The organism is Actinopolyspora alba (assembly GCF_900112765.1).
Lineage (GTDB): Bacteria > Actinomycetota > Actinomycetes > Mycobacteriales > Pseudonocardiaceae > Actinopolyspora > Actinopolyspora alba.
This window is the reverse complement of the sequence record NZ_FOMZ01000001.1, coordinates 111109-134956: the sequence shown is the minus strand read 5'-3', so window position 1 is coordinate 134956 and position 23848 is coordinate 111109. Positions and strand designations below refer to the sequence as shown.

The 23848-nt window shown below is 68.1% G+C and carries 23 protein-coding genes and 1 pseudogene; 15 read left to right on the top strand and 9 right to left on the bottom strand.

Features of this window, described 5'->3' with window-relative positions; genetic code table 11:
• Positions 1 to 34 precede the first annotated feature (34 nt).
• The gene (dapE, locus tag BM150_RS00595; RefSeq protein ID WP_092923174.1) at positions 35 to 1126 is read left to right on the top strand and encodes a succinyl-diaminopimelate desuccinylase; all 1092 of its coding nucleotides are present in this window, start codon (positions 35 to 37) and stop codon (positions 1124 to 1126) included.
• A gap of 37 nt (positions 1127 to 1163) precedes the next feature.
• On the opposite strand, the gene BM150_RS00590 is transcribed toward dapE, so the two are convergent.
• The gene (locus BM150_RS00590; RefSeq protein ID WP_092922170.1) at positions 1164 to 2171 is read right to left on the bottom strand and encodes a slipin family protein; all 1008 of its coding nucleotides are present in this window, start codon (positions 2169 to 2171) and stop codon (positions 1164 to 1166) included.
• 255 nt (positions 2172 to 2426) lie between these two features.
• Here BM150_RS00590 and BM150_RS00585 point away from each other — a divergent pair, with 255 nt between their 5' ends.
• The 6 genes and pseudogenes from BM150_RS00585 (at position 2427) to BM150_RS00560 (ending at position 5877) form a co-directional block, all read left to right on the top strand.
• Positions 2427 to 3296 (top strand): LOG family protein, encoded by an 870-nt coding sequence (locus BM150_RS00585; RefSeq protein WP_217641278.1) that lies wholly within the window; start codon positions 2427 to 2429, stop codon positions 3294 to 3296.
• 23 nt (positions 3297 to 3319) lie between these two features.
• Positions 3320 to 3889 carry an LOG family protein gene (locus BM150_RS00580; protein ID WP_092922168.1) on the top strand — a complete coding sequence of 190 codons (570 nt, stop codon included), beginning with the start codon at positions 3320 to 3322 and terminating at the stop codon, positions 3887 to 3889.
• A 132-nt stretch (positions 3890 to 4021) separates the two neighbouring features.
• Complete coding sequence (locus tag BM150_RS00575; RefSeq protein WP_092922166.1) at positions 4022 to 4357, top strand: PadR family transcriptional regulator; 336 nt, start codon at positions 4022 to 4024, stop codon at positions 4355 to 4357.
• Positions 4358 to 4392: 35 nt separating this feature from the next.
• A pseudogene (locus BM150_RS00570) lies at positions 4393 to 4701 on the top strand (DivIVA domain-containing protein); the annotation flags it as partial.
• 148 nt (positions 4702 to 4849) lie between these two features.
• Entirely contained in the window at positions 4850 to 5311 is a 462-nt protein-coding gene (locus BM150_RS00565) for an SRPBCC family protein (RefSeq protein WP_092922162.1), read from the top strand.
• Positions 5308 to 5877 carry a DNA-3-methyladenine glycosylase I gene (locus tag BM150_RS00560; RefSeq protein ID WP_092922160.1) on the top strand — a complete coding sequence of 190 codons (570 nt, stop codon included), beginning with the start codon at positions 5308 to 5310 and terminating at the stop codon, positions 5875 to 5877. Before BM150_RS00565 ends, BM150_RS00560 begins: the two co-directional genes overlap by 4 nt.
• 90 nt (positions 5878 to 5967) lie before the next feature.
• On the opposite strand, the gene BM150_RS00555 is transcribed toward BM150_RS00560, so the two are convergent.
• Positions 5968 to 6756 (bottom strand): enoyl-CoA hydratase-related protein, encoded by a 789-nt coding sequence (locus BM150_RS00555; protein ID WP_092922158.1) that lies wholly within the window; start codon positions 6754 to 6756, stop codon positions 5968 to 5970.
• A gap of 450 nt (positions 6757 to 7206) precedes the next feature.
• On the opposite strand from BM150_RS00555, the gene BM150_RS00550 reads away from it, so the two are divergent.
• Together BM150_RS00550 and BM150_RS00545 are read left to right on the top strand one after the other, a co-directional pair.
• Positions 7207 to 7374 (top strand): DUF3117 domain-containing protein, encoded by a 168-nt coding sequence (locus BM150_RS00550; RefSeq protein WP_019853228.1) that lies wholly within the window; start codon positions 7207 to 7209, stop codon positions 7372 to 7374.
• 195 nt (positions 7375 to 7569) lie between these two features.
• Positions 7570 to 9144 carry a leucyl aminopeptidase gene (locus tag BM150_RS00545; protein ID WP_092922156.1) on the top strand — a complete coding sequence of 525 codons (1575 nt, stop codon included), beginning with the start codon at positions 7570 to 7572 and terminating at the stop codon, positions 9142 to 9144.
• A gap of 362 nt (positions 9145 to 9506) precedes the next feature.
• Here the strand turns inward: BM150_RS00545 and BM150_RS00540 are convergent, their stop codons facing one another.
• From BM150_RS00540 to sigE, 4 genes are all read right to left on the bottom strand, one after another.
• Positions 9507 to 9914: a sec-independent translocase gene (locus BM150_RS00540; RefSeq protein WP_092922154.1), complete on the bottom strand. Its 408-nt coding sequence runs from the start codon at positions 9912 to 9914 to the stop codon at positions 9507 to 9509.
• A 90-nt stretch (positions 9915 to 10004) separates the two neighbouring features.
• The gene (locus BM150_RS00535) at positions 10005 to 11594 is read right to left on the bottom strand and encodes a trypsin-like peptidase domain-containing protein (RefSeq protein ID WP_092922151.1); all 1590 of its coding nucleotides are present in this window, start codon (positions 11592 to 11594) and stop codon (positions 10005 to 10007) included.
• A 206-nt stretch (positions 11595 to 11800) separates the two neighbouring features.
• Entirely contained in the window at positions 11801 to 12544 is a 744-nt protein-coding gene (locus BM150_RS00530) for an anti-sigma factor family protein (RefSeq protein ID WP_175496611.1), read from the bottom strand.
• Positions 12541 to 13215: an RNA polymerase sigma factor SigE gene (gene sigE, locus BM150_RS00525; RefSeq protein ID WP_175496610.1), complete on the bottom strand. Its 675-nt coding sequence runs from the start codon at positions 13213 to 13215 to the stop codon at positions 12541 to 12543. The genes BM150_RS00530 and sigE overlap by 4 nt, the downstream gene beginning before the upstream one ends.
• Before the next feature lie 601 nt (positions 13216 to 13816).
• On the opposite strand from sigE, the gene BM150_RS00520 reads away from it, so the two are divergent.
• Complete coding sequence (locus tag BM150_RS00520) at positions 13817 to 14362, top strand: O-methyltransferase (protein ID WP_092923161.1); 546 nt, start codon at positions 13817 to 13819, stop codon at positions 14360 to 14362.
• A gap of 422 nt (positions 14363 to 14784) precedes the next feature.
• Here BM150_RS00520 and BM150_RS00515 read toward each other — a convergent pair whose 3' ends face one another.
• The 3 genes from BM150_RS00515 to BM150_RS00505 form a co-directional block, all read right to left on the bottom strand.
• A complete protein-coding gene (locus BM150_RS00515) occupies positions 14785 to 15924 on the bottom strand; it encodes an Mrp/NBP35 family ATP-binding protein (protein ID WP_092922148.1) in 1140 nt (379 codons plus the stop codon).
• A gap of 96 nt (positions 15925 to 16020) precedes the next feature.
• On the bottom strand, positions 16021 to 16569 hold the full coding sequence (locus BM150_RS00510; RefSeq protein ID WP_092922145.1) for a DUF1003 domain-containing protein: 549 nt from the start codon (positions 16567 to 16569) through the stop codon (positions 16021 to 16023).
• Positions 16562 to 17860: a magnesium transporter MgtE N-terminal domain-containing protein gene (locus BM150_RS00505; RefSeq protein WP_175496609.1), complete on the bottom strand. Its 1299-nt coding sequence runs from the start codon at positions 17858 to 17860 to the stop codon at positions 16562 to 16564. Before BM150_RS00505 ends, BM150_RS00510 begins: the two co-directional genes overlap by 8 nt.
• A gap of 247 nt (positions 17861 to 18107) precedes the next feature.
• Here BM150_RS00505 and BM150_RS00500 point away from each other — a divergent pair, with 247 nt between their 5' ends.
• The 5 genes from BM150_RS00500 (at position 18108) to pstA (ending at position 23843) form a co-directional block, all read left to right on the top strand.
• The gene (locus BM150_RS00500) at positions 18108 to 19067 is read left to right on the top strand and encodes an HpcH/HpaI aldolase/citrate lyase family protein (RefSeq protein ID WP_092923155.1); all 960 of its coding nucleotides are present in this window, start codon (positions 18108 to 18110) and stop codon (positions 19065 to 19067) included.
• Positions 19068 to 19692: 625 nt separating this feature from the next.
• The gene (locus BM150_RS00495; protein ID WP_092922141.1) at positions 19693 to 20172 is read left to right on the top strand and encodes an HAD family hydrolase; all 480 of its coding nucleotides are present in this window, start codon (positions 19693 to 19695) and stop codon (positions 20170 to 20172) included.
• Positions 20173 to 20597: 425 nt separating this feature from the next.
• The gene (locus tag BM150_RS00490) at positions 20598 to 21692 is read left to right on the top strand and encodes a phosphate ABC transporter substrate-binding protein PstS (RefSeq protein ID WP_092922139.1); all 1095 of its coding nucleotides are present in this window, start codon (positions 20598 to 20600) and stop codon (positions 21690 to 21692) included.
• Between the two features lie 115 nt (positions 21693 to 21807).
• Positions 21808 to 22755 (top strand): phosphate ABC transporter permease subunit PstC, encoded by a 948-nt coding sequence (gene pstC / locus BM150_RS00485; protein ID WP_092922136.1) that lies wholly within the window; start codon positions 21808 to 21810, stop codon positions 22753 to 22755.
• Positions 22755 to 23843 carry a phosphate ABC transporter permease PstA gene (gene pstA, locus BM150_RS00480; RefSeq protein ID WP_092922133.1) on the top strand — a complete coding sequence of 363 codons (1089 nt, stop codon included), beginning with the start codon at positions 22755 to 22757 and terminating at the stop codon, positions 23841 to 23843. The genes pstC and pstA overlap by 1 nt, the downstream gene beginning before the upstream one ends.
• The last annotated feature ends 5 nt before the right edge of the window (positions 23844 to 23848 follow it).

The window sequence follows — 23848 nt, the reverse complement described above, 5'->3', positions numbered from 1 at the left end:
GTGCCGCCTCGCAGTGGGCGGTAGGGTGCCGGACGTGACGCCGCGATTGGATCTCACCGCCGACCCGGTCGAACTCACCGCCGCTTTGGTCGACATCCCGAGCGTTTCCGGTTCCGAGGACGAGCTGGCCGACGCCGTGGAACAGGCGCTGCGTACGGACGCCCCGGGGCTGGAGGTCGTACGCAGTGGGAACGCCGTGCTGGCCCGCACGAACCTCGGTCTGGAGTCCCGAGTGGTCCTCGCCGGCCACCTGGACACCGTTCCCGTCAACGACAACCTGCCGCTGCGCCGTTCCGGTGGCGCGGACGAGGAGATACTGCACGGCTGCGGGACGGTGGACATGAAGGGCGGCGACGCGGTGATGCTGCACCTCGCCGCGACGCTCGACCGGCCGAAGCACGACCTGACCTTCGTGTTCTACGACTGCGAGGAGGTCTCCGCCGACCGCAACGGGCTCAACCGGATCGAGCGTGACCTGCCCGACTGGATGGACGGGGGGCTCGCGGTGGTGTGCGAGCCGTCCAACGCGGCCGTCGAGGCGGGGTGCCAGGGGACGCTGCGGGTCGAGGTGCGAACCCGCGGGGTCCGGGCGCACTCGGCACGCGCCTGGATGGGGGAGAACGCCATCCACGCGGCCGAGCCGGTGTTGCGCAGGCTCACCGAGTACACCCCGCGTGAACCCGAGATCGACGGGTTGCGCTTCCACGAGGGGCTGCAGGCGGTCGGCATCAGCGGCGGCGTGGCGGGCAACGTGGTGCCGGACGAGTGCGTGGTCACCGTCAACCACCGGTTCGCCCCGGACACCTCGTTGGCCGAGGCGGAACAGCGGGTCCGGGAGGTGTTCGAGGGGTTCGAGGTGACCGTGGTCGACGCCGCCAGGGCAGCGCACCCCGGTCTGGCCGAGGAGGCGACCAGCGAGTTGGTGCGTGCTTCCGGATCCTCACCGGTCGCCAAGCTCGGCTGGACCGATGTGGCGCGGTTCGCCGCGCGCGGCATGCCCGCCGTGAACTTCGGCCCCGGTTCGCCGACTCTCGCCCACACCCAGCAGGAGAACGTCGCCGCGGCCGACGTCCGGCACTGCGCCGAGGTGCTGCGTCGGGCACTGGGGGACGGTGTACCGGGCTGACCGCGCTGTTGACCGCGACAACCGGATCCACCGGGCCTTACCGGGCGGGTCCGGTGCGCGTGGCGTCCTCCTGCTCCTCGGCCCGCTGCTGAGTCTCCCGTTGTCCCGGCACGTGCGGTGGTGATTCCGTTCCGGCCGTATCGGTTCGAACGGACACACCGCCTCCGGCGTCGTCCGGCAGCTCGTACCACTCCTCGGCCGTGGAACGGCGCTGTTCGGTCTCTCCGCCGTCCTCCGTCCCGGAGTGGTCGTCGCCCGAGGTGTCCATCGCCGCGGCGGGGGCTTCGGCGGCACCGTCCCGCGTGCGGTCCACGAAGCGCAGCAGTTCGACCGGGAACGGCAGCACGAGGGTGGAGTTCTTCTCGGCGGCCACCTCGACCACGGTCTCCAGCAGACGCAGCTGCAACGCGGCCGGGGTCTGCCCCATCACCGCCGCGGCTTCCGAGAGCTTGCGGGAGGCCTGGAACTCGCCGTCGGCGGAGATGATCCGCGAACGGCGTTCCCGTTCCGCCTCGGCCTGTCGCGCGATCGAGCGTTTCATCGCCTCGGGCAGTGAGACGTCCTTGATCTCGACCCTGTCGATGTGCACGCCCCAGTTCAACGCGGGGCTGTCGATCATGACCTCCAGCCCCTGATTGAGCTTCTCCCGGTCCGACAGCAGGTCGTCGAGATCGCTCTTGCCGATGATCGAGCGGAGCGAGGCCTGGGCCACCTGGCCCATGGCGAACAGGTAGTCCTCCACGTTGATGACGGCCCTGGCGGGGTCGGTGACGTTGAAGTAGACCACCGCGTCCACCTTCACGGTCACGTTGTCCCTGGTTATCCCCTCCTGACCCGGTACGGGCATCGTGATGATCTGCATGTTGACCTTGCGCAGCCGATCGACCCCGGGCACGATCGCCGTCAGGCCCGGAGGTCTGACGGTGCGCTGCAGCCGTCCGAAGCGCAGCACCACACCGCGCTCGTACTGCCTGATGATCCGCACACTGGAAGCGGCGACGAGCGCGAGAACGACCAGTACGCCGATGAGTACTTCGATGATCATTTCCGGCCCCCTGCAGCGGCGAGATTCCGTCCCGGCCCCTCCGCCGCTCGTCGGGACCGGGAGACCACGCCGACGACTCGTGCGCGTCACCGCCGCGCGGTGACGGTACGGGTCGCTTGCCCAGGATGTTACTCCGCTCACGGCTTTCGGGGGACGCCGAACGCGTCCGGAAGCGGTACCGGGTTGAGCCGATCGCCCGTCGCCTGTTCCGGGGACATCATCTCGGGTTCACGCGGAGTGCATAAGCTCGGTGGCATGACGATCGACGGTCAGCGACACCACGGTCCGGAAGGCAACGGAGCACACCACCCGGAAAGCGAGGAACAGCAACCGGTGGGAGAGGTTCTCGGCGGTGACGGTGAGTATCCGGACGGGGACGAACACCCCCACGAAAAGCAGCGCGGTCCCGTAGTGCTGCGCCGCTCCAGGATGGGCGAGCCGACGACCACCGACCAACGGCTGCTCGATTCCAGGGGTCCCGCCGACTGGGTGCACACCGATCCCTGGCGGGTGATGCGGATCCAGGCCGAGTTCGTCGAGGGATTCGGCGCGCTGGCCGAGGTTCCCCGTGCCACCACCGTGTTCGGTTCGGCCCGCACGCCACGGGAGCACGAGGAGTACCGGGAGGGCGTGCGGCTGGGATCGGCCCTGGCGGGAACCGGCTCCGCGGTGATCACCGGTGGTGGGCCCGGCACCATGGAGGCGGTCAACCGAGGCGCCTCCGAGGCGGGCGGGCTGTCCATCGGGCTGGGGATCGAGCTCCCCTTCGAGCAGGGGCTGAACCCGTGGGTCGACCTCGGGGTGAACTTCCGGTACTTCTTCACGCGCAAGACGATGTTCGTCAAGTACGCCCAGGCGTTCGTGTGCCTGCCCGGTGGATTCGGGACCATGGACGAGCTGTTCGAGTCGCTGACCCTGGTGCAGACGAAGAAGGTCACCAAGTTCCCCGTGGTGATGTTCGGCCGTTCGTACTGGCGCGGGCTCTACGAGTGGATCCGCGACACCATGCACTCCAGCGGTAAGATCGGCGATCAGGAACTGGGGCTGCTCCACCTGACCGATGACGTCGACGACGCGGTGCGGGTGGTGGAGGAGGCGTACGCCGCCTGGGACGCGGCCCACTGACAGGCTTCGCAGCCGGAGGCAGCATGACACAGCACGTCCAGGGACAGGGGGCGACCGGGCAGGTCACCGTGTGCGTCTACTGCGCCTCGCGTCCCGTCCCGGAACGCTACGTACGCCTCGCGGGAGAGGTGGGTGCCGGGATCGCCGAACGTGGCTGGAAGCTGGTTTCCGGCGGTGGACGAGTGTCCATGATGGGCGAAGTCGCCCGGGCCGCCCGCTCGGGCGGAGCCCGTACTGTCGGCGTCATTCCCCGCGAGCTGGTCGACCGCGAAGTGGCCGACACCGAGGCGGACGAGCTGCTGGTGGTCGACACGATGCGGGAACGCAAGGGGCTCATGGACGCGCACGCCACGGCCTTTCTCGCGCTGCCGGGCGGTATCGGTACCTGCGAGGAGCTGTTCGAGGTGTGGACATCGCGCTACATCGGCATGCACACCAAACCCGTGGTGCTGCTGGATCCGGACGGGCACTATCGCGGCCTGCTGGACTGGACCCGTGAACTCGTGGAGTCCGGCTTCGCCTCGCGGGGATCGCTGGACGCGCTGACAGTGGTCGAGGACGTGGACTCGGCGTTGCGGGCCTGTTCGGGCTGACTCCCGACGCCCCGCTCGGGATTCGAGAGCTGGCTGTGACACAACTCATTTATCCCGGGGGGTCGACGGGACCTAAGTCTCTTGCGGGAAATTCGGTGACAGTGTCCATCCGGGAACGTAGAGTGGCTACCTGTGAAAGCTGATGCGCTCCGCGGTCATTTGGACGGACTGCTGCTGGCCACACTGGACGGCAAACGGCTGCACGGCTACGCGATCATCGAGGCACTGCAACAGCGCAGTGGTGGCGCCGTGTCGTTGCCCACCGGGACCGTGTACCCGGCGCTGCGGCGGCTCGAACGAGCGGGTTACGTGCGCAGTGAGTGGAGTACCGTCGGTGGCAGGCAGCGGCGGACGTACAGCCTGACCCCCTCCGGGATGCGAACGCTCAACGACGAACGGCGTGCCTGGCGCGAGTTCACGGCGGCCATCGACGGTGTGCTGGGGCCGCCAGCCGCATCGGTCCGATAGCGCCGCGCGGGAAGTCACGTGCCACGATCTGTGCTGTGGCAAGTGCACTCATCTACGTCGTGATCGTGCTCGCGGTGGCGGCGGTGGTCTATCTGCTGGCCGTGCTCGTGTTCGGACGCGGTGAGGAACTGGAACCGTTGCCGCCGGGGGCCACACCCACCCGGTTGCCGCCCCCGCCGGTGACCGGGGACGATGTCCGGTCGCTGCGTTTCCAACAGGTCTTCCGCGGCTACAAGGCTTCCGAGGTCGACTGGGCGTTGGATCGGTTGGCCGACGAGCTCGACGACACGCGGCAGCGCGTCGCGGTGCTCGAACAGTCGCTTCGCGAGGTCGAGAGCCGCGCGCCGTGCGGCGAAGCGGACCGGTCACACGAGGAAGCGGACCGGCCACATGTGGAAGCGGACCGGCCACACGAGGAAGCGGAGCGGTCCCACGGCGGTGAGGACCAGCAGCACGGGGGAGCGGACCCGACCGGCCGGGAAGGTGACAACCATGATCGAACGTGAACTGCGGTCCGCGATATCGGTTCCCCACGCTCCCGAGGTGGTCTGGGCCGCGGTGACCGACTGGTCCAGGCAGGGCGAGTGGATGTTGGGAACCCGGGTGTGGATCGCGGGAGGCGGTGGGGACCGTCCCGGTTCGGAACTGGCGGCCTTCACCGGGCTCGGTTCGCTGGGGGTGCTCGACACGATGCGGATCGAGGTCTGGCAACCACCCGAGAGGTGCTCCGTGCGGCACACCGGGGCGCTGGTGCGGGGCACCGGCGGTTTCGTGGTGGAACCCGACGGTGCGGGTGGTAGCCGGTTCCTCTGGTGGGAACGCTTCGAGCTCCCCACGGTGTTCGCGGTCGGCTGGCCGCTGGCCGCACCCGCCGTCGAGTGGGGCCTGCGCCGTTCGCTGCGCTCCTTCGTCGCGTTCTGCCGGAACTACGAGACCGAGTGGGGAGAACGGTGACCGCGATCGTCGGTGCGGACGGCAAACCGCGTTGTTCGTGGGGCGCGGACCCGCCGGACTACCGGGAGTACCACGACACCGAGTGGGGCAAGCCCGTGCACGGGCAGCACGCCTTGTTCGAGCGACTTTGTCTGGAATCCTTCCAGTCCGGGCTCTCCTGGCTGACCATCCTGCGGAAACGCCCGGCCTTTCGGGCGGCCTTCGCGGACTTCGATCCCCGGCGGGTCGCCGAGTTCGACGAACGAGACCGGCAGCGACTGCTCTCCGACCGTGGGATCGTGCGGAACCGGGCCAAGGTCGACGCCGCCATCGGCAACGCCCGTGCCGTGCTCGAACTGGACCGGTCGTTGGACGAGCTGCTCTGGTCCTTCGCGCCGGACCCGGCCACGAGGACGCGTCCGGCCACCACGGCGGAGGTGCCTGCCAGCACCCCGGAGTCCGCCGCGATGGCCACTCGACTGCGCGACCGTGGTTTTCGGTTTCTCGGCCCCGTCACCTGCTACGCGTTGATGCAGGCGACAGGAATGATCGACGATCACGTCGCCGGGTGCTGGCTCGCCGGGTGAGCACCACGTGGTTCTCGGCGCGTGTGTCGGGAGCCGGGCAGCCGCGCGGGCGTTGTCGCGCGACCCCGGGGGCGACGCTAGCCGGGTCGCTCACTGGCCGGTGAACTCCGGGGAGCGTTTCGCCACGAAGGCGTCCACGGCCTCCCGGTGGTCCCGGGTGCCGCCGCACTGGTTCTGCGCCCCGGCCTCCACGGCGAGGGCCTCGTCCAGCCCCTCGGCGGCCGCCGCCAGCATCGTTTCCTTGATCCTGGCGTAGGCGCTGGTGGGTCCGGTGGCCATGCGTCCCGCCAGTTCCGTGGCGTTGTCCACCGCCTCGTCGCGGGGCACCACGCGGTTGACCATGCCCATCCGCTCCGCCGCTTCGGCGGTCACGGCCTCTCCCAGCAGCAGCAGTTCCATCGCGCGTCCGTAGCCGATGAGCCGGGGCAGGGTCCAGGAGGCCCCCGAGTCGGTGGAGAGACCCACGTCGGCGAACGACATCACGAACTTGGCGTTCTCCGCCGCGATGCGAAGGTCGCAGGCGTACGCGATCGAGGCGCCCGCTCCGGCCGCGACGCCGTTGATCGCCGCGATCACCGGTTTGGGCAGTGTGGTTATCGCACGGATCAGCGGGTTGTAGTGCTCCTCCACGGTGTGCATCGGCGTGCTGTCGCCGGAGTCCAGTTGACTGATGTGTTCCTTGAGGTCCTGACCGGCGCAGAACGCCTTGCCCGCTCCGGTGATCACCACCGCCCGGACCGAGTCGTCGGCCGCCGCCGCTCGGAAGGCTTCGATCAACCGTTCCTTGAGCTCCACGGTGAGCGAGTTGTACGAGTCGGGCCGATTGAGTGTGATTCGGCGCACACCATCGATGTTTTCGGTCAGCAGTACCTCGGTCACGCCACATCTCCCTCGTCATCGGCGTGGACGGTGGCCCGTCCCCGGTTCGTTGTGATACTCACCACGGTCGAGTCGTTCGCCTCTTGCTCCACAGTAGACCTCGTTTCGTTCGGTGAGTAGCCGTGCGCACCCGTCCCGACCCCGTCACCTCGGCAGTGTGCACCGCGGGAACACGGGCGGTGGTTCGTGGTTGTGGTGGGATGTCCGCTGTGGTGCCCACCCGTCGTGGATGTGGCCGACCGGCACGGCGACGCGCCCGAAAGGTCTTCGACTCGCCGATCGGCGGGCCAGGATGATGGAGTTCGCAGCCTGGACGCATCGTTCGAGCAGCGCAGCACGGACGGAAGTTGATCGGTTCGGTTTCGCGGGTGCGTCCGGATGGGGGAGAATGTAGGACAAAGGCTGGTCCGGTGACCAGTCGGTGGGATGAGTTCACGGAGGGAGCACGCTATGGCGGCCATGAAGCCCCGGACCGGTGACGGTCCCCTCGAGGTGACCAAGGAGGGACGCGGAGTCGTGATGCGCATCCCGCTCGAGGGTGGTGGGCGTCTTGTCGTCGAAATGACGATGGAGGAGGCCACGAATCTGAGCGAGGCTCTAAACTCGGTCACCGGTTGAGGCCGCCGTGAGGTGACCGGCGAGCGTCCGCTCGCCCCGCCATGCGAGCGATCCCGGCGCCGGTGGGTGCCGGGGTCACTTTCCGGCGCGCCGGTACGGGCCGGGACGATCCCCGGTTATGGTCTCGATCGAGTGATCGTTTTGGTCCCACGACAGCACGAACCAACCGAACAACCAGGTCAGGAAGGTGCCGCAGTGCCCGGTTCCGCTCCCGCGGCTTCGAACCCGGAAGCCGTTCTTCCCGTGATTCCGACCGCTTTGGTCGAGGTCGACGTCGTCGAACGATGGGGTGAGGGAATCCCGGCCGCGGTACCGGTGGCCGACATCGACGGCGAACCGGATCTGGAAACCGCCGCCGGGAACCTCGGCGTCGACACCGCGACCCTGCGAGCACTGGACGTCAGTGGCAAGGCGGGTGAAGTCCGCGCGGTTCCGCTTTCCGAGGGGCGACTCGGCTGGGCTGTGGGCATCGGTGACGGTGAGCCGTTCCGCTGGCGCACCGCTGGTGGTGAACTGGCCAGGGCGATTCGCGCCCGTATCGGCGACTCCGGTGGTGAGGGAGCCGATCCCCGCGATCTGGGTGAGGCGCTGGACGTGGAGTACGTGCAGTTCCGGCTGCCCTCCGGGGTCACCCCGGAGCTCGTCAGCGCCCTCACCCTGGGCGTGGCACTGGGGGAGTACCACTTCAGGGTGAGTGCGCGTCCGACCCCGCCCCGCGTGCGCAAGGTTCTGCTGGTGGCTCAGCCGGGTGAGGACGTCACGCGGCTGCGCGAGACCGCCCGACGCGCCAGGGAGTGGGCCTCGGCGACCTCGGTCGCACGCGACCTCGCCAACGCGCCTTCCAACGTCAAGAGCCCGGCTTGGCTGGCCGACACCGCCGCTGCCATGACCGGCTCCGTAACCGGACTCAACGCGACGGTGCGCGACGAGAAGTGGCTGGCCGGACAGGGATTCGGTGGTGTGCTCGCGGTCGGTGGCGGGTCTTCCAGGCCGCCGCGGCTCCTCGAACTCACCTGGCAGGGTTCCGGTAACGCCGATTCCGGGATCCGCCACGTCGTGCTGGTGGGCAAAGGGATCACTTTCGACACCGGCGGGATCTCGTTGAAACCCGCCGAGGGCATGGAAATGATGCGCACCGACATGGCGGGTGGCGGTGCCGTGATCGGCGCCATGCTGGCCATAGCCAGGCTGGAGCTTCCCGCCCGCGTGACCGCGTTGGTCCCGATGGCGGAGAACCACGTCTCCGGGTCCGCCTACCGCCCAGGTGACGTGGTGCGTCACTACGACGGGACCACGACCGAGGTAGCCAACACCGACGCCGAGGGGCGCATGGTGATGGCTGACGCGCTCGGCTACGCCGTTCGCAACCACGAGCCCGATCTGATCGTGGACGTCGCCACGTTGACCGGTGCGATGAAGGTCGCGCTCGGGCTGCGAACCGGTGGTGTGTTCAGCAGCGACGAGAAACTCGGTGAACGGGTGCGTGACGCCGGGCGGCGTGCCGGTGAGAACTGGTGGCCCATGCCGCTGTCCGAGGACCACGCCACCGACGTCCGCGGCACCACGGCCGACGTCAAGCAGGCAGCACAGGGCCCTGGCGCGCTGATGGCGGCACTGTTCCTCCGCGAGTTCACCGGCGAGTTGCCGTGGGCGCACCTCGACATCGCCGGTCCCGCGCGCGCCGACAAACCCTACGACGAGGTGGTCGCGGGGGCCACCGGGTTCGCCGCCCGCACCCTCGTCGAATTCGTCGCCGGCCTGGGTGACTAGGTCGGTCTCCCGGCTTCCGTAGCTGGGTTCTTGGCGGAACCTCTCGCACGGCTCTCGCTCCGGGAGGCCCGACATCGGGTAGGCACCTACGCGACGTCGGGCCTTCCTCGCGAGAGCCGCACCGGAGAACCCGCGGCGGTGCCGATCGCGAGGGCGGTCGGGACTCGACTTGCGGGAGTGGTGGGAGTTCGACTTGCGCCGTAGCGGCGCGGCGATTTCGCGAGAAATCGACGGAGCCGGAGTCCCACCACCTCACGCACCGAGGGCCACCCAACCGCGCGGCGATTTCGCGAGAAATCGACGCCGCGAATCGACGCCGCGCTACTCACGGTGCTTGTCCGGGCGCGGGACCGTCCCGACCGTCAGGTGGCGTCGGAGTCGAACGGTGGGCGTTCGCCCGGATCCAGCGGCTTTTCCCGACGGAACGAGGGGGGAGCGTCCGATCTCGGTTTGTGCCCGTTCGTGCCCGAACCCCGGTCGTTGGTGACCCCGTCCAGCGGGTTCTCGTCGTCGAACAGGTGCTTGCTCACCGCCCGCTTGGGGTCGAAATCGCGGATGCCGCGCAGATCCTCCAACGGCTTGCGCAGATCGTCGAACTCCGGTCCCAGCTCGGAACGCAGCTGGTCTCGTGCTCCGGTGGCGTACTCGCGGACCTGACGAACCGTCTTACCCAGCCAGGCCGCCGCGGAAGGCAGCCGTTCGGGTCCGAGGATGAACAGACCGGCGACGATGAGAACCAGGATCTCACCCCAGCCGATGCTATCGAACACCTCGACTCCTTCCGGGGCGTCGCGTCGGTGCCCGCACTGTGGGGTGAGCGGGAACCGCTGTCCGGACTCAGCCTATCCAAACTCGGCGCGCTATTGGAGGGTGACGTCCAGGACGAGTTCGTTGCCATCGCGAACCACGGTCACCGGAACGACCGCACCCACGTCGTGCTCGTCCACCGCGACCTGCAACTCGTCGGCCCCGGTGATCTCACGGTCGTCCACCTTGGTGATCACGTCGCCCTCGACGATTCCGGCCTTCTCGGCGGCGCTGCCCTGCTGCACGTTCTGGACCTGGGCACCGTCGGCGATGCCGTCGGTGACCGACTTGGTGTTCACGCCGAGCTCGGCGTGCCGTACCTCACCGGTGCGGATGAGCTGTTGGGCTATCCGGCGGACCTTGTCGATCGGTATCGCGAACCCGAGACCGATCGATCCGCTGCTGCCGCCCGTGCCCAACGTCCTGATGGCCGTGTTGATGCCCACCACGGCTCCGTTCCCCGACACCAACGCTCCGCCCGAGTTGCCCGGGTTCACGGCCGCGTCGGTCTGAATGGCGTCGATCACGGCGTTGGTGTCGGTGCCCTCACCGGCGAGTCGCATCGGCCGGTCAATCGAACTGACGATGCCGCTGGTGACGGTGTTGTCCAGCCCCAGCGGGGAACCGATGGCCAGTACTCTGTCCCCGACGCGCAGATCCTCCGAGGACCCCAACCGCGCGACGGTCGGATTGCTGACCTCCACCTTGAGCACCGCGAGGTCGGTCTGCGGATCGCGTCCGACGATTCGAGCCGATGTCCTGGTGCCGTCCGAGAAAACCGTGAATATCTTCGCGTTCGGTGTTTCCGCGGCCATCGAGACCACGTGGTTGTTCGTCACGACGTAGCCGTTGCCGTCGATCACGACACCCGAGCCGGTACCCCCCTCGGAACCTATTCTCACCTCGACCGAGACCACAGCGGGCACCACGCGAGAGGCGACTCCCGAAACCGAACCCGCGGGGCGGTCGTTGCCCGGCTCCACACTGGCCAGCGTCACGTCCGGATTGGTGAGCGGATTGCCCTCCTCGGCGGTGATACGCCCCACGAATCCCCCGGCCGCTCCGAGCAGCAACACCACCAGTCCAAGGGTGAGCAGGGAACGGGGACGGACCCTGCGTCCGAACAGCACTTCGCGGGCACTGAGCAGCGGCCCATCACCGGGGGTCGTCCCCGACTCCGAGCGGTTCTCCTCCAGCGCGGGGCCACCGAGTACCGCTCCGGAGGTTGGATCGCGCCAGGGATCCCGTTCGCCCTGCTCGTTCCAGAAGACCGGTTCGTCGGCGCCGTCCTCGCCCGACTGCCGTGCTCCCGTTTCCCACGGTGCGCGTTGTAATGGTTCCGAGGCGCCCGCCGGACGACCGAACGCGTGCGCCAGTGATTCCGGGGTCGGTGGCGCGTGATTCACCCGGGGAGTGCTGTCGATCCCCCGGTGGTCGAAGCTGCCTCGAACTCCCTCGGGCCTGCCGAAGACGGCGGCCTCGGGCGGATGCTCTTCCGAGCCGTTCCCGGCTGAGGAGTACCGCGGCGCTGTCTCCGGGTGTTTCGTCGGCTCATCGTGCTCGACGCTCGCAGCGGGTCCATCCGTGCCCGAATGCTCTCCCGGATCCCCCTGATGCGCGGATGTCCTCGGCTGCTCGCTCATCGCTCCCCGGTTTTACGCACGTGTCGGTTCGGCCGGCTGCCCTGAGTGCATCACACGAAGGAGACATCGCGCTCACCGGAGTGGGATAGCCGCTCGGCGAATCCTCCGGCCGTCTCCCGCGCTCGACACTTCGGCGCACGTGCCATGTTGCCCGAGCGGGAGTGAAGTCCTCGTTGGCTTCCGCGCGTGAACTCGGTGTGTGGCGGTTACGAAGCCGGGTCGGGCTCGGGAGTGGAACTCCTGTCCAGCGAGTCCGGCCGCACGGAGACACTGGTGGCCGGAGCTGTCGTCGACTCGGCCGTGGGAATCGTCGCCGCGGTGGTCGGGGCGCCCTCGCTCGGCGTGGCCGAGCTGCCCGCCTCCTCGACAGCTCCGCCCTGCGGCATCGGATCGGGCACCGTGTTCGCCGGGTTACGTGCTCCGTCCGCCGGGGTGTTCATGAATGCCAGCGCCCCCAGCACGAGGCCGGAGAACACCACACCGGCACTCTGTTTGGCGCGACGTCCGCCGAGCCTCGATTGCTGCGTCCCCGTGTCGGTCGGGAGCGAGCCGCCCTCGGAGACGGATCCGAATCGGCCGGAACCTTTTCCCAACGGGGTGCTCGTCCCTAAGGGTGCGGATTTCGAGCTCCCCGGACGCCGGTTGAGCGTGACGAGCTGTCCGTCCTCGCTCAGCGCCAGGTTGTCCGGCTGCTCGGGTAGCTCGGCGGTCGCGGGGATCGACTGCAGCGACTGCAGCAGTTGCGGGGAGATCGAAGGTGTCGACGCGGTTCGTACGGCCGAACGTGCCTGCCGCTGTGCGTCCGCCTCCGTGGCACAACTCGGGCAGGTGGCCAGGTGCGCGGCGGCGCGGTCGTGCGCCCCCGGGCTGAGCTCGCCGTCCACGAAAGCCACGAGCGCGTCCAGCGCCAGATGCTGCTCAGGCAGCCCCCACCCTCGAAGACCGGTCATGCTGTTTCCTCCCGAGTGAGCTCACGGCGAGCTTCCAGGGCCGACTTCAGCAACTGCCGCCCGCGGTGGATGCGGCTACGTACGGTTCCCAGCTTGACGCCCAGCGTGGCACCGATCTCCTCGTAGGAGAGCCCTTCGACGTCACACAGCACGATCGCCGCACGGAACTCCGGAGAGAGCTCCTCCAGGGCAGCCTGCAGGTCCGGATCCAGATGGGTGTCCTGGAAAACCTGCTCCGGACTCGGGCCGCGTCCCGGAATGCGATCGGTGTCCTCCGGCAGTCCCTCCATGCGCAGTCTGGAGCGCCTGCGTGCCATGTCCAGGAAGAGGTTGGTCGTGATGCGGTGCAGCCATCCCTCGAAGGTGCCGGGGCGGTACGACGCCAGTGACCGGAACACCCGGATGAAGGTCTCCTGAGTGAGATCCTCCGCGTCGTGCTTGTTGCCGGAGAGCCGGAACGCCAACCGGTACACGCGGTCAGCGTGTTCCCGGACCACTTCCTCCCACGAGGGGGGTGTCCAGTTGGCGGTGGTCTCCTCGGGGGAAACCACGTGTTGTTCGCCGTGCTCTTCCGAATCCACCGACCGGGGGGCCGTGGTTCCGCTGTCGGAACGTGCTGTTCCCGTGGTGTTCGGTGGAATCGGGCTCGGTGCTGCCGTGTGGGTGGCCATGTGGCGAGAAGGCACCTCCTGCGGGCGGTTGCGCCCGGTAGAACGATCGCCTCGGCCGGTTTGTTCCCGGCACCGCGGCTCTTCGTGGGGACGTAGCGGCGATGCGTCGCAAATCCTGCCGACTGTCACCCTTCGAGTGTGCTTCCCGGGGATTAGGTGACCGTGATAAGAGCCTGAGAAGCTCCTGAGAACTTGTTCTCACCCATCGGCCCGCCATCCCGGTGAGTACCGGGGTCTCCCGCGAACGGTCCGGTCCTCCGGGGCCGCGGCCGGGTTCCATGCGTAACCGATCTCTTCCGAACTCGTTTCGCTCTGTTGTGAGTCGGATTCGGAAATTCGTGCGGCGGGAGCTGCCGGAACGGTGCGTACGTGGACTCCCGGAGCGTTACCCGGCGGTGGGCAGAGGTTACGCGATCGTTGTACCCCACCTCGGCGAGTAGCCACTCCCGCAACGATAACCTGTGCAATTGTGCAACCCGAGATTTCCTCCCCCGTGCCGATGGGTAGTGGCCCTCCGCCACCCCGCGACCGCGGCGGGGGTATACCCGGCCGCGTCCGGAACTCCGCTCGCGCCCCAGTGGAGCTGGTCGGGGAACCGCCGATGACCGACGGGGTCGTGGAGGAACGGTTCGGGTCGCCCGAGGCGATGTTGCGTTTCCTGGCATCGGCGTTGCGCGCCAGGGCGGCGGTGGAGGTCGCCGGTTCGTCGTCCACGGCGCTCGCCCTGTGCGAGGGAATGATCCCGGAAGGCACCCTGACGTGTATCACACTCGACACCGAGGCGCAGCGGGCGACCCGCGAGGCGGTCGCCGAGGCCGGACTGTCGGGCAATAAGCTTCGGATGATCACCGGTGTGGGGGCGGAGGTGCTGCCCAGGCTGGCCGAGGACGCCTACGACCTGGTGCACGTCGTGGTCGGGAACTCGCCCATGGCGGAGCTGTTGGAACTGGCCGCACCGCTGCTGCGCCCCGGTGCGACGTTGATTCTCAACGGGGCGTTTCGGCATGCCGCTGGTGACAGGGTGTTCGATCCCGACGGCGGTCCGCAGATGCCCCGCGACATCCTGAACGCCATTCACGCCGATCCCAGGTTGGTCCCGGTCGCCCTGCCCATCGGCAGCGGTCTGCTGGCCATCGCCCGCACCTGAGCGTGACCTTGCTCCACCCGGTCCGCACAGCGGTGCGGGTGGCGGAACCTCGCGCACGGCTCTCGCTCCGGCGAGGCCCGACATCGAGTAGCCACCTACGCCACGTCGGGCCTTCCTCGCGAGAACCGCACGCGAGAACCCGCGGCGGTGCCGACTGCGAGGGCGGCGGGAGTTCGGCCTGCGGGAGTGGCGGGAGTTCGGCACCGCCTCGTCCCACCGCCCGGCGATTTCGCGAGAAATTGACGGAGCCGGGGCCACACCGCCATGCCGGGGTGTCAATTTCTCGCGAAATCGACACCCCTGATGGTGGATTGGTCGGGTGCCGGTTGCACAGGTGGTTGCGTAGCCGGCACGTGAGTCGGCACCGCACGCGAGGTTCCGCCACGAAGCCAGCCACGCAAACCGGTCGGACTCCCGCTGTCTCATGCGGGGGAGACGGAGAGCAACTGCCCTGCCAGTCCCCGTGCCCTGGTCGACAACTTCTTGGCGACGTCGGCCAGCACCTGGCTCGCGGGCGAGTCGGGATCCTCCAGCACCAGTGGGGAGCCGCTGTCCCCGGCCTCGCGAAGTCGGGTGTCCAGCGGTACCTGTCCGAGCAGCGGGACATCCGAACCGACGGAGCGCGTCAGCGAGTCCGAGACGATCTGACCGCCGCCGGTGCCGAATACCTCCACGCGCTGACCGTCGGGCAGCTCCATCCACGACATGTTCTCCACGACACCGGCGATGCGCTGTCGGGTCTGCATCGCGATGGCGCCCGCACGCTCGGCCACCTCTGCCGCGGCCTGCTGCGGTGTGGTGACCACCAGGATCTCCGCGTTCGGGATCAGCTGGGCGGTGGACAGCGCGACGTCGCCGGTACCCGGTGGCAGGTCCAGCAGCAGCACGTCCAGGTCCCCCCAGAAGACGTCCGAGAGGAACTGCTGCAACGCGCGGTGCAGCATCGGGCCACGCCAGACCACCGGCGTGTTTCCCGGGGTGAACATGCCGATCGAGATCAGCTTGACCCCGTGCGCCTGCGGCGGCATGATCATGTTCTCGACCTGGGTGGGCTTGCTCTCGGTCCCCAGCATTCGTGGCACCGAGTGGCCGTAGATGTCGGCGTCGACGACACCGACGGACAGGCCGCGCTCGGCCATCGAGGCCGCGAGGTTGACGGTCACGCTGGACTTGCCGACGCCGCCCTTGCCGGAGGCGACACAGTAAACCCGGGTGAGCGATCCCGGCTCGGCGAAGGGAATGCGGGGTTCCTCGGAGTCACCGCGCAGCTGCTTGCGCAGTTCGGTGCGCTGTTCGTCACTCATCACGTCGAGTTCCACCTCGACGGAGCTGACCCCGGTGACCTCGGAAACGGCTGAGTCGACCCGCTGGGTGATGGTCTCCCGCATCGGACAGCCCTGCACCGTCAGGTACACGCCGACCTTGACGTCACCCTCGGAGCCGATGGTCACGTCCTTGACCATGCCGAGATCGGTGATCGGCTTGTGGATCTCCGGGTCCTCCACCTTGGTGAGGGCCTGCCGCACCGCGTCCTCGGTGGGAGTGGGCTGCGTAGTGGTCACGGTTACGCGACACCGACCTTTCCTGAGCTGGTGTGCCGACACTCATGTTACGGACGAGTACCCGAGGATTCACAGCCCGACCGGCAATCGTTCCGTTCAATCCTGCTCGACGGCTCCGGAGCTGTCGGATCCTTCACCCCGTGCGCTGCTTCTTCGTCGCCTGCTTTCCGGGCTCTCCGTGCCGGGGAGGTCGTCACGCAACCGATCCAGTTCGCCGCGCAGGTAGTCCCGTGTGGCGACCTCGCCGACAGCCAGTCTAAGGGCGGCGAGCTCCCGAGCGAGGTACTCGGTGTCGGCCTTGGTCCGCTCCGCCCGCGCACGGTCCTCCTCGAGCGACACCCGGTCCCGGTCGTCCTGCCGGTTCTGCGCCAGCAGGATCAACGGTGCCGCGTAGGCGGCCTGCGTGGAGAACGCCAGGTTGAGCAGGATGAACGGGTAGGGGTCCCAGGCCAATCGTACCGCCACGAGGTTGATCGTGATCCAGCTGGTGACGAGCACGGTCTGCCAGAACAGGAACTTGCCGGTGCCGAGGAGGCGCGCGATCCGTTCGGAGAACTTGCCGAACATCTCCGGGTCGAGCTCGAAGGCGAGGCGGTGGCGTCTGCGTGGCTGGTCGAGCCGTCTGCGCGGGAAGAGTTCAGGCATGCTCACCGTCCGTCTTCGGCTCGAAGTCGGGAGTCCCGGCGTCGGGAAGACCTCCCTCGCGCCAGTTCTCCGGGAGCAGGTGGTCCAGCACGTCGTCGACGGTGACGGCGCCGAGCAGATGTTCCTGGTCGTCCAGCACCGCTCCGCAGACCAGGTTGTAGGCGGCGAAGTACCGGGTGATCTCGGCCAGTTTGGCTCCGGTCGGCAGGCTGGCGAGATCGGTGTCCACCGCTCCGGCGACGAGGTTGGACGGGGGCTCGCGCAGCAGCCGCTGGATGTGGACGCAGCCGAGATACGGGCCCGTCGGGGTCTCCGAGGGCGGGCGGCAGACGAAGACCATGCTCGCCAGCGCGACCGGCAGTTCCGCGTTGCGCACGCGGGCGAGGGCCTCCGCGACGGTGGCGTCCGGTGCCAGCACCACCGGGTCGGGGGTCATCAGACCGCCCGCGGTGTCGGCCGAGTACGCCAGCAGCCGTTTGACGGGTTCGGACTCCTCGGGGGCCATCAGGTTGAGCAGTCGTTCCTTGTCCGGTTCGGTCAACTCGGCCAGCAGGTCGGCGGCGTCGTCCGGGTTCATCGCCTCGAGCAGGTCGGCCACCCGGTCCTCGTCGAGATGTGCCACCAGATCCTTCTGGTCCTCCTCCGGGAGTTCCTCGACGACGTCGGCCAGCCGCTCGTCGTCCAGAGCCTCCGCCACCTCGTACCGCCGCTTCTCCGGCAGGTCGTGCAGCGCGCTGGCCACGTCGACCGCGCGCATCTCGTCGAGGACGCCGAGCAGCTCGTTGACCTCCTGCGGTTGCTCCGTCAGCTGTGCCGTGGCGGGTCCGGCGACCTGGTCCCAGGCCAGCACCTGTATCGGTCCCTTGCGTCCCAGCGGTCCGCTGCGCACGTGCACGGCCACCTTGCCGAGCTGCCACTCCCGGTTGCGCTGCTGTTCCAGCGCCGCGTCGACGAGCACGGCCGACCTGCCGGAGGGGAGCAGCGTCACCCGCGCGTCCAGCAGCTGGCCGAGCACCAGCACCTCGTTCGGACGCTGGTGGAACCGGCGCATGTTAACGCTGCCGGTGGAAAGCAGCACCGCATTGGAGTCGATACCGGTGACCCGCAGCATGGGGACGAAGATGCGGCGGTGGGTGGCGACCTCGACCACGATCCCCAGCACGCGTGGTGGGCGTCGGTCCTTGCGCAGCCCCGCCACGACGTCGCGCACCTTGCCTATGGACTGCCCGTCGGGTCCGAAGACGACAAGGCCGGACATGCGCGCCGCGAATACCCTGCTGCTGCCAGCCACGCCGATCAGGCTAGTTGTTCCGACCGGGCTGAGCAGCGGCGAAACGCGGCGAGGACCGCATGCCGGTCGCCTCGTGGTAGACAAAACCCGGTTCGCGGCGGTTCGTGGTGACACCTCGCCCGGAATCGCCGACGTGACCACTCGATGTCTCCGCCTGTCCACATGGTGAGACCGGGCCGCTTCCGTCCGGTGAGCCCGGCGGGCGGAGGATCGGACAGCAGTGTTCCCGCGCGAAGGAGTGCCCGACGTGGCCGATCCGCAACGTTCCCGCCGCAGCTGTCTCGCGGTGCCCGGCTCCAGCCCGAAGATGATCGACAAGGCCAGGGGGCTGGGGTCGGACCAGTTCTTCCTCGATCTGGAGGACGCGGTTGCCCCGTTGGCCAAGGCCCAGGCACGCGAGAACGTCGTCGCCGCGCTGAACGAGGGAGGCTGGGGAGACCGGATCCGCACCGTCCGGATCAACGATCCGGAAAGCCAGTGGGCCTACCGCGACGTGGTGGACGTGGTGGAGGGGGCGGGCCGGTCGCTGGACACCGTCATGCTCCCCAAGGTCACCGGTCCCGAGCAGGTGAGTTGGCTCGACCTCACGATCACCCAGATCGAACGGGCACTGGGGCTCGCCGTGGGGACGATCGGTATCGAGGCGCAGATCGAGGACGCCAAGGGGCTGACCTCGGTCGACTCGATAGCCGCCGCCTCGGGCCGGCTGCGCGCACTGGTGTTCGGCCCGGCCGATTTCATGGCCTCCATCAACATGCCCTCGCTCGTGGTCGGTGAGCAGCCTCCCGGATACGACGTGGGCGACGCCTACCATCACGTGCTGATGCGGTTGCTCACCGCGGCCCGCGCCAACGGTCTGCAGGCCATCGACGGGCCGTACCTGCAGATCAAGGACCTCGAGGGACTTCGCCGGGTGGCCGGTCGTTCCGCCGCGCTCGGTCTGGACGGCAAGTGGGTGCTGCACCCCGGCCAGGTCGAGCCCGTCAACGAGGTGTTCTCGCCGCGGCAGCGGGACTACGAGCGGGCGGAGAACATCCTCGACGCCTATGCCTGGTACACCTCGGAAGCCGGTGGCAGGCGTGGTGCCGCCATGCTGGGTGACGAGATGATCGACGAGGCTTCCCGCAAGATGGCGCTCGTGGTGGCGGCCAAGGGGCGTGCCGCCGGGCTCCCCAGGGAAGATCCCTGGCAACCTCCGGAGAATTGAATTCGAGTGTCTTGGTTACGTGGCTGGGTAACCGGCACGTGAGTCGGCGCCTTGGGAGTGTTGGGCCGGCTCTTGAGTAGCGACCTACGCGGCGAGCGGCCCGGCCTGGCAATGCATCCGACTCACGCACCAGGGACACGTACGCTGCTCACGCCGTATGGTCGCGTCCCCACGGCGGTCTTCGGGGTGGAGATTTCGCGAGAAATCGACGCCGCCCCGAGGTGGGGTGGCGGAACCTCTGGCACGGCTCTCGCTGCGGGGAGGCCCGACATCGGGTAGCGACCTACGCCACGTCGGGCCTTCCTCGCGAGAGCCGCACCGGAGAACCCGCGGCGGTGCCGACTGCGTAAGTGGTGGGAGTTCGGCGCTGCGTCGTAGCGGCGCGGCGATTTCGCGAGAAATTGACGGCCTCCGCGCGGGGAACCGCCCCATGTCCACCGTCGGCCTCGTCCAGCGGCGCGGCGATTTCGCGAGAAATCGACGCCGCCACCGGAGCGCGCCGCGTCCTCCGTTCGATGCGTGTAATCCAGTGTTGGGAATTCGTTAATCCGGTGTGGGTGGCTCTCGTTCCCGCCGGTGAAGCAGGGTGTGCGCATCTGCTCATCGGGACCGGGAGCCCTTTGCCGTGTACGACGATCCGAATCGTGCCGTGGTGCTGGGTTGGAGCGGCACCCTCGTTCAGTACCACCGTGGCCGCGCCCGGCTGGTTCCCGGCGCCGATGACGCGTTGTTGGGGGCGCGCCTCGCCTCGATCCCGGTGATCGTGCTCACCGAACAGCCGTTGCGAGAAGTCGCGGCCCAGGCACGCAGGCTACGCGTCGCCGACCGGTTGTCCATTGTGATCCCGGGTAGTCGCGACAGGGTGACCGAACTGGCGAGGCTGCGCGTGGAGTACCCTCGGCTGGCTTTCGTGGGAAGTACCGAGGAGGAGATCGTCGCTGCCCGCCGTGCGGGTGTGCTCGCGTTCGGGTTCTCCGGCGGGGGTTGCGCGGGCAGACTGCTGCGCGCGGCCGGCGCGGAATCTGTTTTGTCCAAAATGGATCGATCGTTGGCGCTGCGGGTCACCGAGCAGCGGTTGTTCACCGCTTCGGGAGATGTCGGGTAGCCGTCGTCGCGGCTGAGTCGCGGTCCGCCGCACGAACCGTCGCGCGGGTGCCGTTCCTCCTTCCGTGAGCCGATGTGTCGGTTGTCGTCCCCCGGAGTGCGAGTCCTGCCGGATCTTCCGGGGGATGCGCGTTTTCCGATTTTCGGTTACGCTTTGTGTCGCGCTGAAAACAGCGTGTCCCGAAAAGGGATCGCCGCGCTGTTCGGGGCGGGCTCGCGGAAAACCACGAGGTGCGGCGTTACCACAGTTTTCGGTTCGTGGTTGTTTCGTGATTCATCCGTGATGAGTGATTTCTGTGGTTCGCTATTCCACTGCTGTTCATCTGAGTTGATTCGGCACGTCACCTTTTCGCTCTAGTGTCACTCTCGCCAGTGCAGAAGACGGCCGGTGCCCATCGGCCGCAGCAGCGTGAAAAGGGGCTACCTGTGCAGCGCAGTATTGTCAGACGTACTGCCGCCGGTGCGGCGGCAGCAGCGCTGACCGTGGTTCTCGGAGCGTGCGGCGCCGCCAACGAGTCCTCGGGCAACTCGGACCAGGGGTCGGGACTCTCCGGAACGCTCGACGGGGCGGGAGCCAGCTCCCAGGAGGCCGCACAGCAGGCCTGGCGCGCGGCCTTTTCCGAGCAGAATCCCGATGTGACGGTCAACTACTCGCCGATCGGTTCCGGCGGTGGCCGGGAGCGTTTCGTCAACGGGGCGAGCGATTTCGGTGGCACCGACGCCGCGCTGGAGGGCGAGGAACTCAAGGGCGCCAAACAGCGTTGCGGCACCCTCGTCGAGATGCCGGTCTACGTTTCGCCGGTCGCCGTCGCGTTCAATCTCGACGGCATCGACGAACTGAAACTGACCCCCGAAACGATCGCCAAGATCTTCAACCAGAAGATCACCAAGTGGAACGCCGAGGCGATCAAGAAAACCAACCCGAACGCCGATCTCCCCGATCTGCCCATCACGCCGGTGAACCGTTCCGACGAGTCGGGCACGACGGAGAACTTCGTGGACTACCTGTCCACCGCCGCCCCGAACGCCTGGCCGCACGAGGTCAGCGGTAACTGGCCGGTTTCCGGTGGCGAGGCGGCGAAGGGAACCTCCGGTGTGAAGAGCGCCATCGACGCCGGGCAGGGCACCATCGGTTACCTCGACGCCAGCCAGGCAGGCGACCTCGGCACGGTCGCGGTCGGTGTCGGTGGCGAGTTCGTCTCCTACTCGCCCGAGGCCGCCGCCAAGGTGCTGGAGGTCTCGGAGCGCAAGACCGGGCAGGGCGAGCACGTCTACGCCTACGACCTGGCGCGGGACACCACCGAATCCGGTACTTACCCGATCGTGCTGGTTTCCTACGGCATGGCCTGCGGCAGCTACGACGACGCGAACACCGGAGAGCTCGTCCGCTCCTACTTCGAGTACCTCATCAGCGAGGAAGGGCAGCAGGCCGCGGCCGACGCCGCCGGCTCGGCCCCGATCTCGGCCGGACTGCGCGAGAAGCTGCAGCCCGCGGTCGAGGCGATCGGCGCGAGCAGCTGAACCACGCCAGCCACGGTTCCGGGGATCACCGCGAGGGTGACCCCGGAATCTTGGTCGTCGGCGATCGAGGAATTTTCGCCCGCCCCACCACAGGTCAACCCCGAAGGGATCGCTCGTGAGCAATACCGGGCAAGGTGCCGCGACCGCCCGTCGAGTACGTAAGCGGCCCGCCGACCAGGCGTTTCGTGGGATAACCACCGGTGCCGGTGTGTTGATCCTGGTGGTGCTGGCCGGAGTCGCGGCGTTCCTGCTGATCGAGGCCTGGCCTTCCTTCGTGGCGCCCGCCGAGGAGATTCCGGGTGAAGGGGGACTCGTCCTCTACATCTGGCCGCTGGTGTTCGGCACGCTGCTGGCCTCCGTGCTGGCGCTGGTGATAGCCGCCCCCTTGGCGGTGCTCATCGCCCTGTTCATCACGCACTACGCGCCGCGCAAGCTCGCGCAGTTCCTCGGCTACGTCGTGGATCTGCTCGCCGCGGTACCGAGCATCATCTACGGCCTGTGGGGATTCACCGTGCTGGCGCCCGCCACCCGGGGACCCGCCGAATGGCTGCACGAGTACCTCGGATTCATCCCCCTGTTCGCCGGTCCACCCTCGACCACCGGCAGAACCATGCTCACCACGGCACTGGTGCTCGCGGTGATGATCCTTCCCATCGTCACGGCCGTGATCCGCGAGGCGTTCCTGCAGACCCCCAAACTGCACGAGGAGGCCTCGCTGGCGCTGGGAGCCACCAGGCTGGAGATGATCCGCATGGCGGTGCTGCCGTTCGGCAGCTCCAGCATCATCAGTGGCTCCATGCTCGGACTCGGGCGCGCGCTGGGGGAGACGATGGCGGTGGCGATCGTGCTCTCCGCCTCCGGCGGGGTCACGTTCAACCTGATCAGCTCCGGTAACCCGGCCACGATCGCCGCCAACATCGCCCTGGAGTTTCCCGAGTCCTCCGGTGTCGCCATCGACACCCTCATCGCGTCCGGCCTGGTGCTGTTCGCCATCACGCTGGTCGTGAACATGATCGCCCGCGCGGTCATCAACCGCCGCACCGACTTCTCCGGAGCCAGTTGATGAGCACCACCACTTCTCCGCCCACCCCAACGGAAAGCGTCGAACCGCCGAACGGGACGAAGTCGCTGGTTCGGGGCACCTTACCGAGATGGGCCTCCTGGGGCGTTCTCGGCGCGGCGGCCGTGCTCGCGGCCCTGATCGCCCGACTGCTGGGTTTCGGTGTCGCCCCGTTCGTGCTGTTGACCGCGGTGCTCTACGCGGTCGGGATCTCCGGCTGGTCGCGTTGGATCGAAGGCGGCAGGAAAGCAACCGACCGTGCGTTCACCGCCGTTGTCACCTCGGCGTTCCTGCTGGCGCTCACTCCGCTGGTCTCGGTGGTGGTCACCGTCATCTCGAAGGGGCTGGACCGCTTCGACGGGCGGTTCTTCACCTATTCGATGCGTGGCGTGGTGGGCGATGGCGGCGGCGCGTACCACGCGATCATGGGAACGCTGATCACCAGTGGTCTCGCCACGCTGATGTCGGTGCCGATCGGGTTGGCCACCGCGATCTACCTGGTGGAGTACGGCCACGGCAGGCTCGCCCGTGCGATCACCTTCTTCGTCGACGTGATGACCGGTATTCCCTCCATCGTCGCCGGGTTGTTCGCCTACGCGCTGTTCGCGCTGGTTTTCGGACCGGGCACCGTCAACGGGTTCGCCGGTGCCGTCGCGCTGAGCGTGCTGATGATCCCGATCGTGGTGCGCTCCAGCGAGGAAATGCTCAAGATCGTTCCGGACGATCTGCGGGAGGCCGCCTTCGCACTGGGGACTCCGAAGTGGAAGGTGGTCCTGCGTGTCGTGCTACCGACCGCCGTGGCCGGTATCAGCACCGGAGTCACCCTGGCCATCGCACGTGTGGTGGGGGAGACCGCGCCGTTGCTCATCGCGACGGGTGCCACCGGCAGTACCAATCTCAACCCGTTCTCGGGGCAGATGGCGACCCTTTCGGTGTTCTCCTACTACGAGTACGCCAGCCCCGGGGTCCCGATCGATCCGTCGCTGGACCGCGCGTGGACGGCCGCGCTGACGCTCATGCTCATCGTGATGGTGCTCAATCTGGTGGCCCGATCGATATCGCTGTTGTTCGCACCGAAAGCGGGGCGCTGAGTCGC

Bases quoted from the DNA above. Each gene is read 5' to 3' on its own strand.
- BM150_RS00590 (WP_092922170.1), bottom strand. From the start codon at position 2,171: ATGATCATCGAAGTACTCATCGGCGTACTGGTCGTTCTCGCGCTCGTC.
- BM150_RS00585 (WP_217641278.1), top strand. From the start codon at position 2,427: ATGACGATCGACGGTCAGCGACACCACGGTCCGGAAGGCAACGGAGCA.
- BM150_RS00580 (WP_092922168.1), top strand. From the start codon at position 3,320: ATGACACAGCACGTCCAGGGACAGGGGGCGACCGGGCAGGTCACCGTG.
- BM150_RS00565 (WP_092922162.1), top strand. From the start codon at position 4,850: ATGATCGAACGTGAACTGCGGTCCGCGATATCGGTTCCCCACGCTCCC.
- BM150_RS00550 (WP_019853228.1), top strand. From the start codon at position 7,207: ATGGCGGCCATGAAGCCCCGGACCGGTGACGGTCCCCTCGAGGTGACC.
- BM150_RS00535 (WP_092922151.1), bottom strand. From the start codon at position 11,594: ATGAGCGAGCAGCCGAGGACATCCGCGCATCAGGGGGATCCGGGAGAG.
- BM150_RS00530 (WP_175496611.1), bottom strand. From the start codon at position 12,544: ATGACCGGTCTTCGAGGGTGGGGGCTGCCTGAGCAGCATCTGGCGCTG.
- sigE (WP_175496610.1), bottom strand. From the start codon at position 13,215: ATGGCCACCCACACGGCAGCACCGAGCCCGATTCCACCGAACACCACG.
- BM150_RS00520 (WP_092923161.1), top strand. From the start codon at position 13,817: ATGACCGACGGGGTCGTGGAGGAACGGTTCGGGTCGCCCGAGGCGATG.
- BM150_RS00510 (WP_092922145.1), bottom strand. From the start codon at position 16,569: ATGCCTGAACTCTTCCCGCGCAGACGGCTCGACCAGCCACGCAGACGC.
- pstA (WP_092922133.1), top strand. From the start codon at position 22,755: ATGAGCACCACCACTTCTCCGCCCACCCCAACGGAAAGCGTCGAACCG.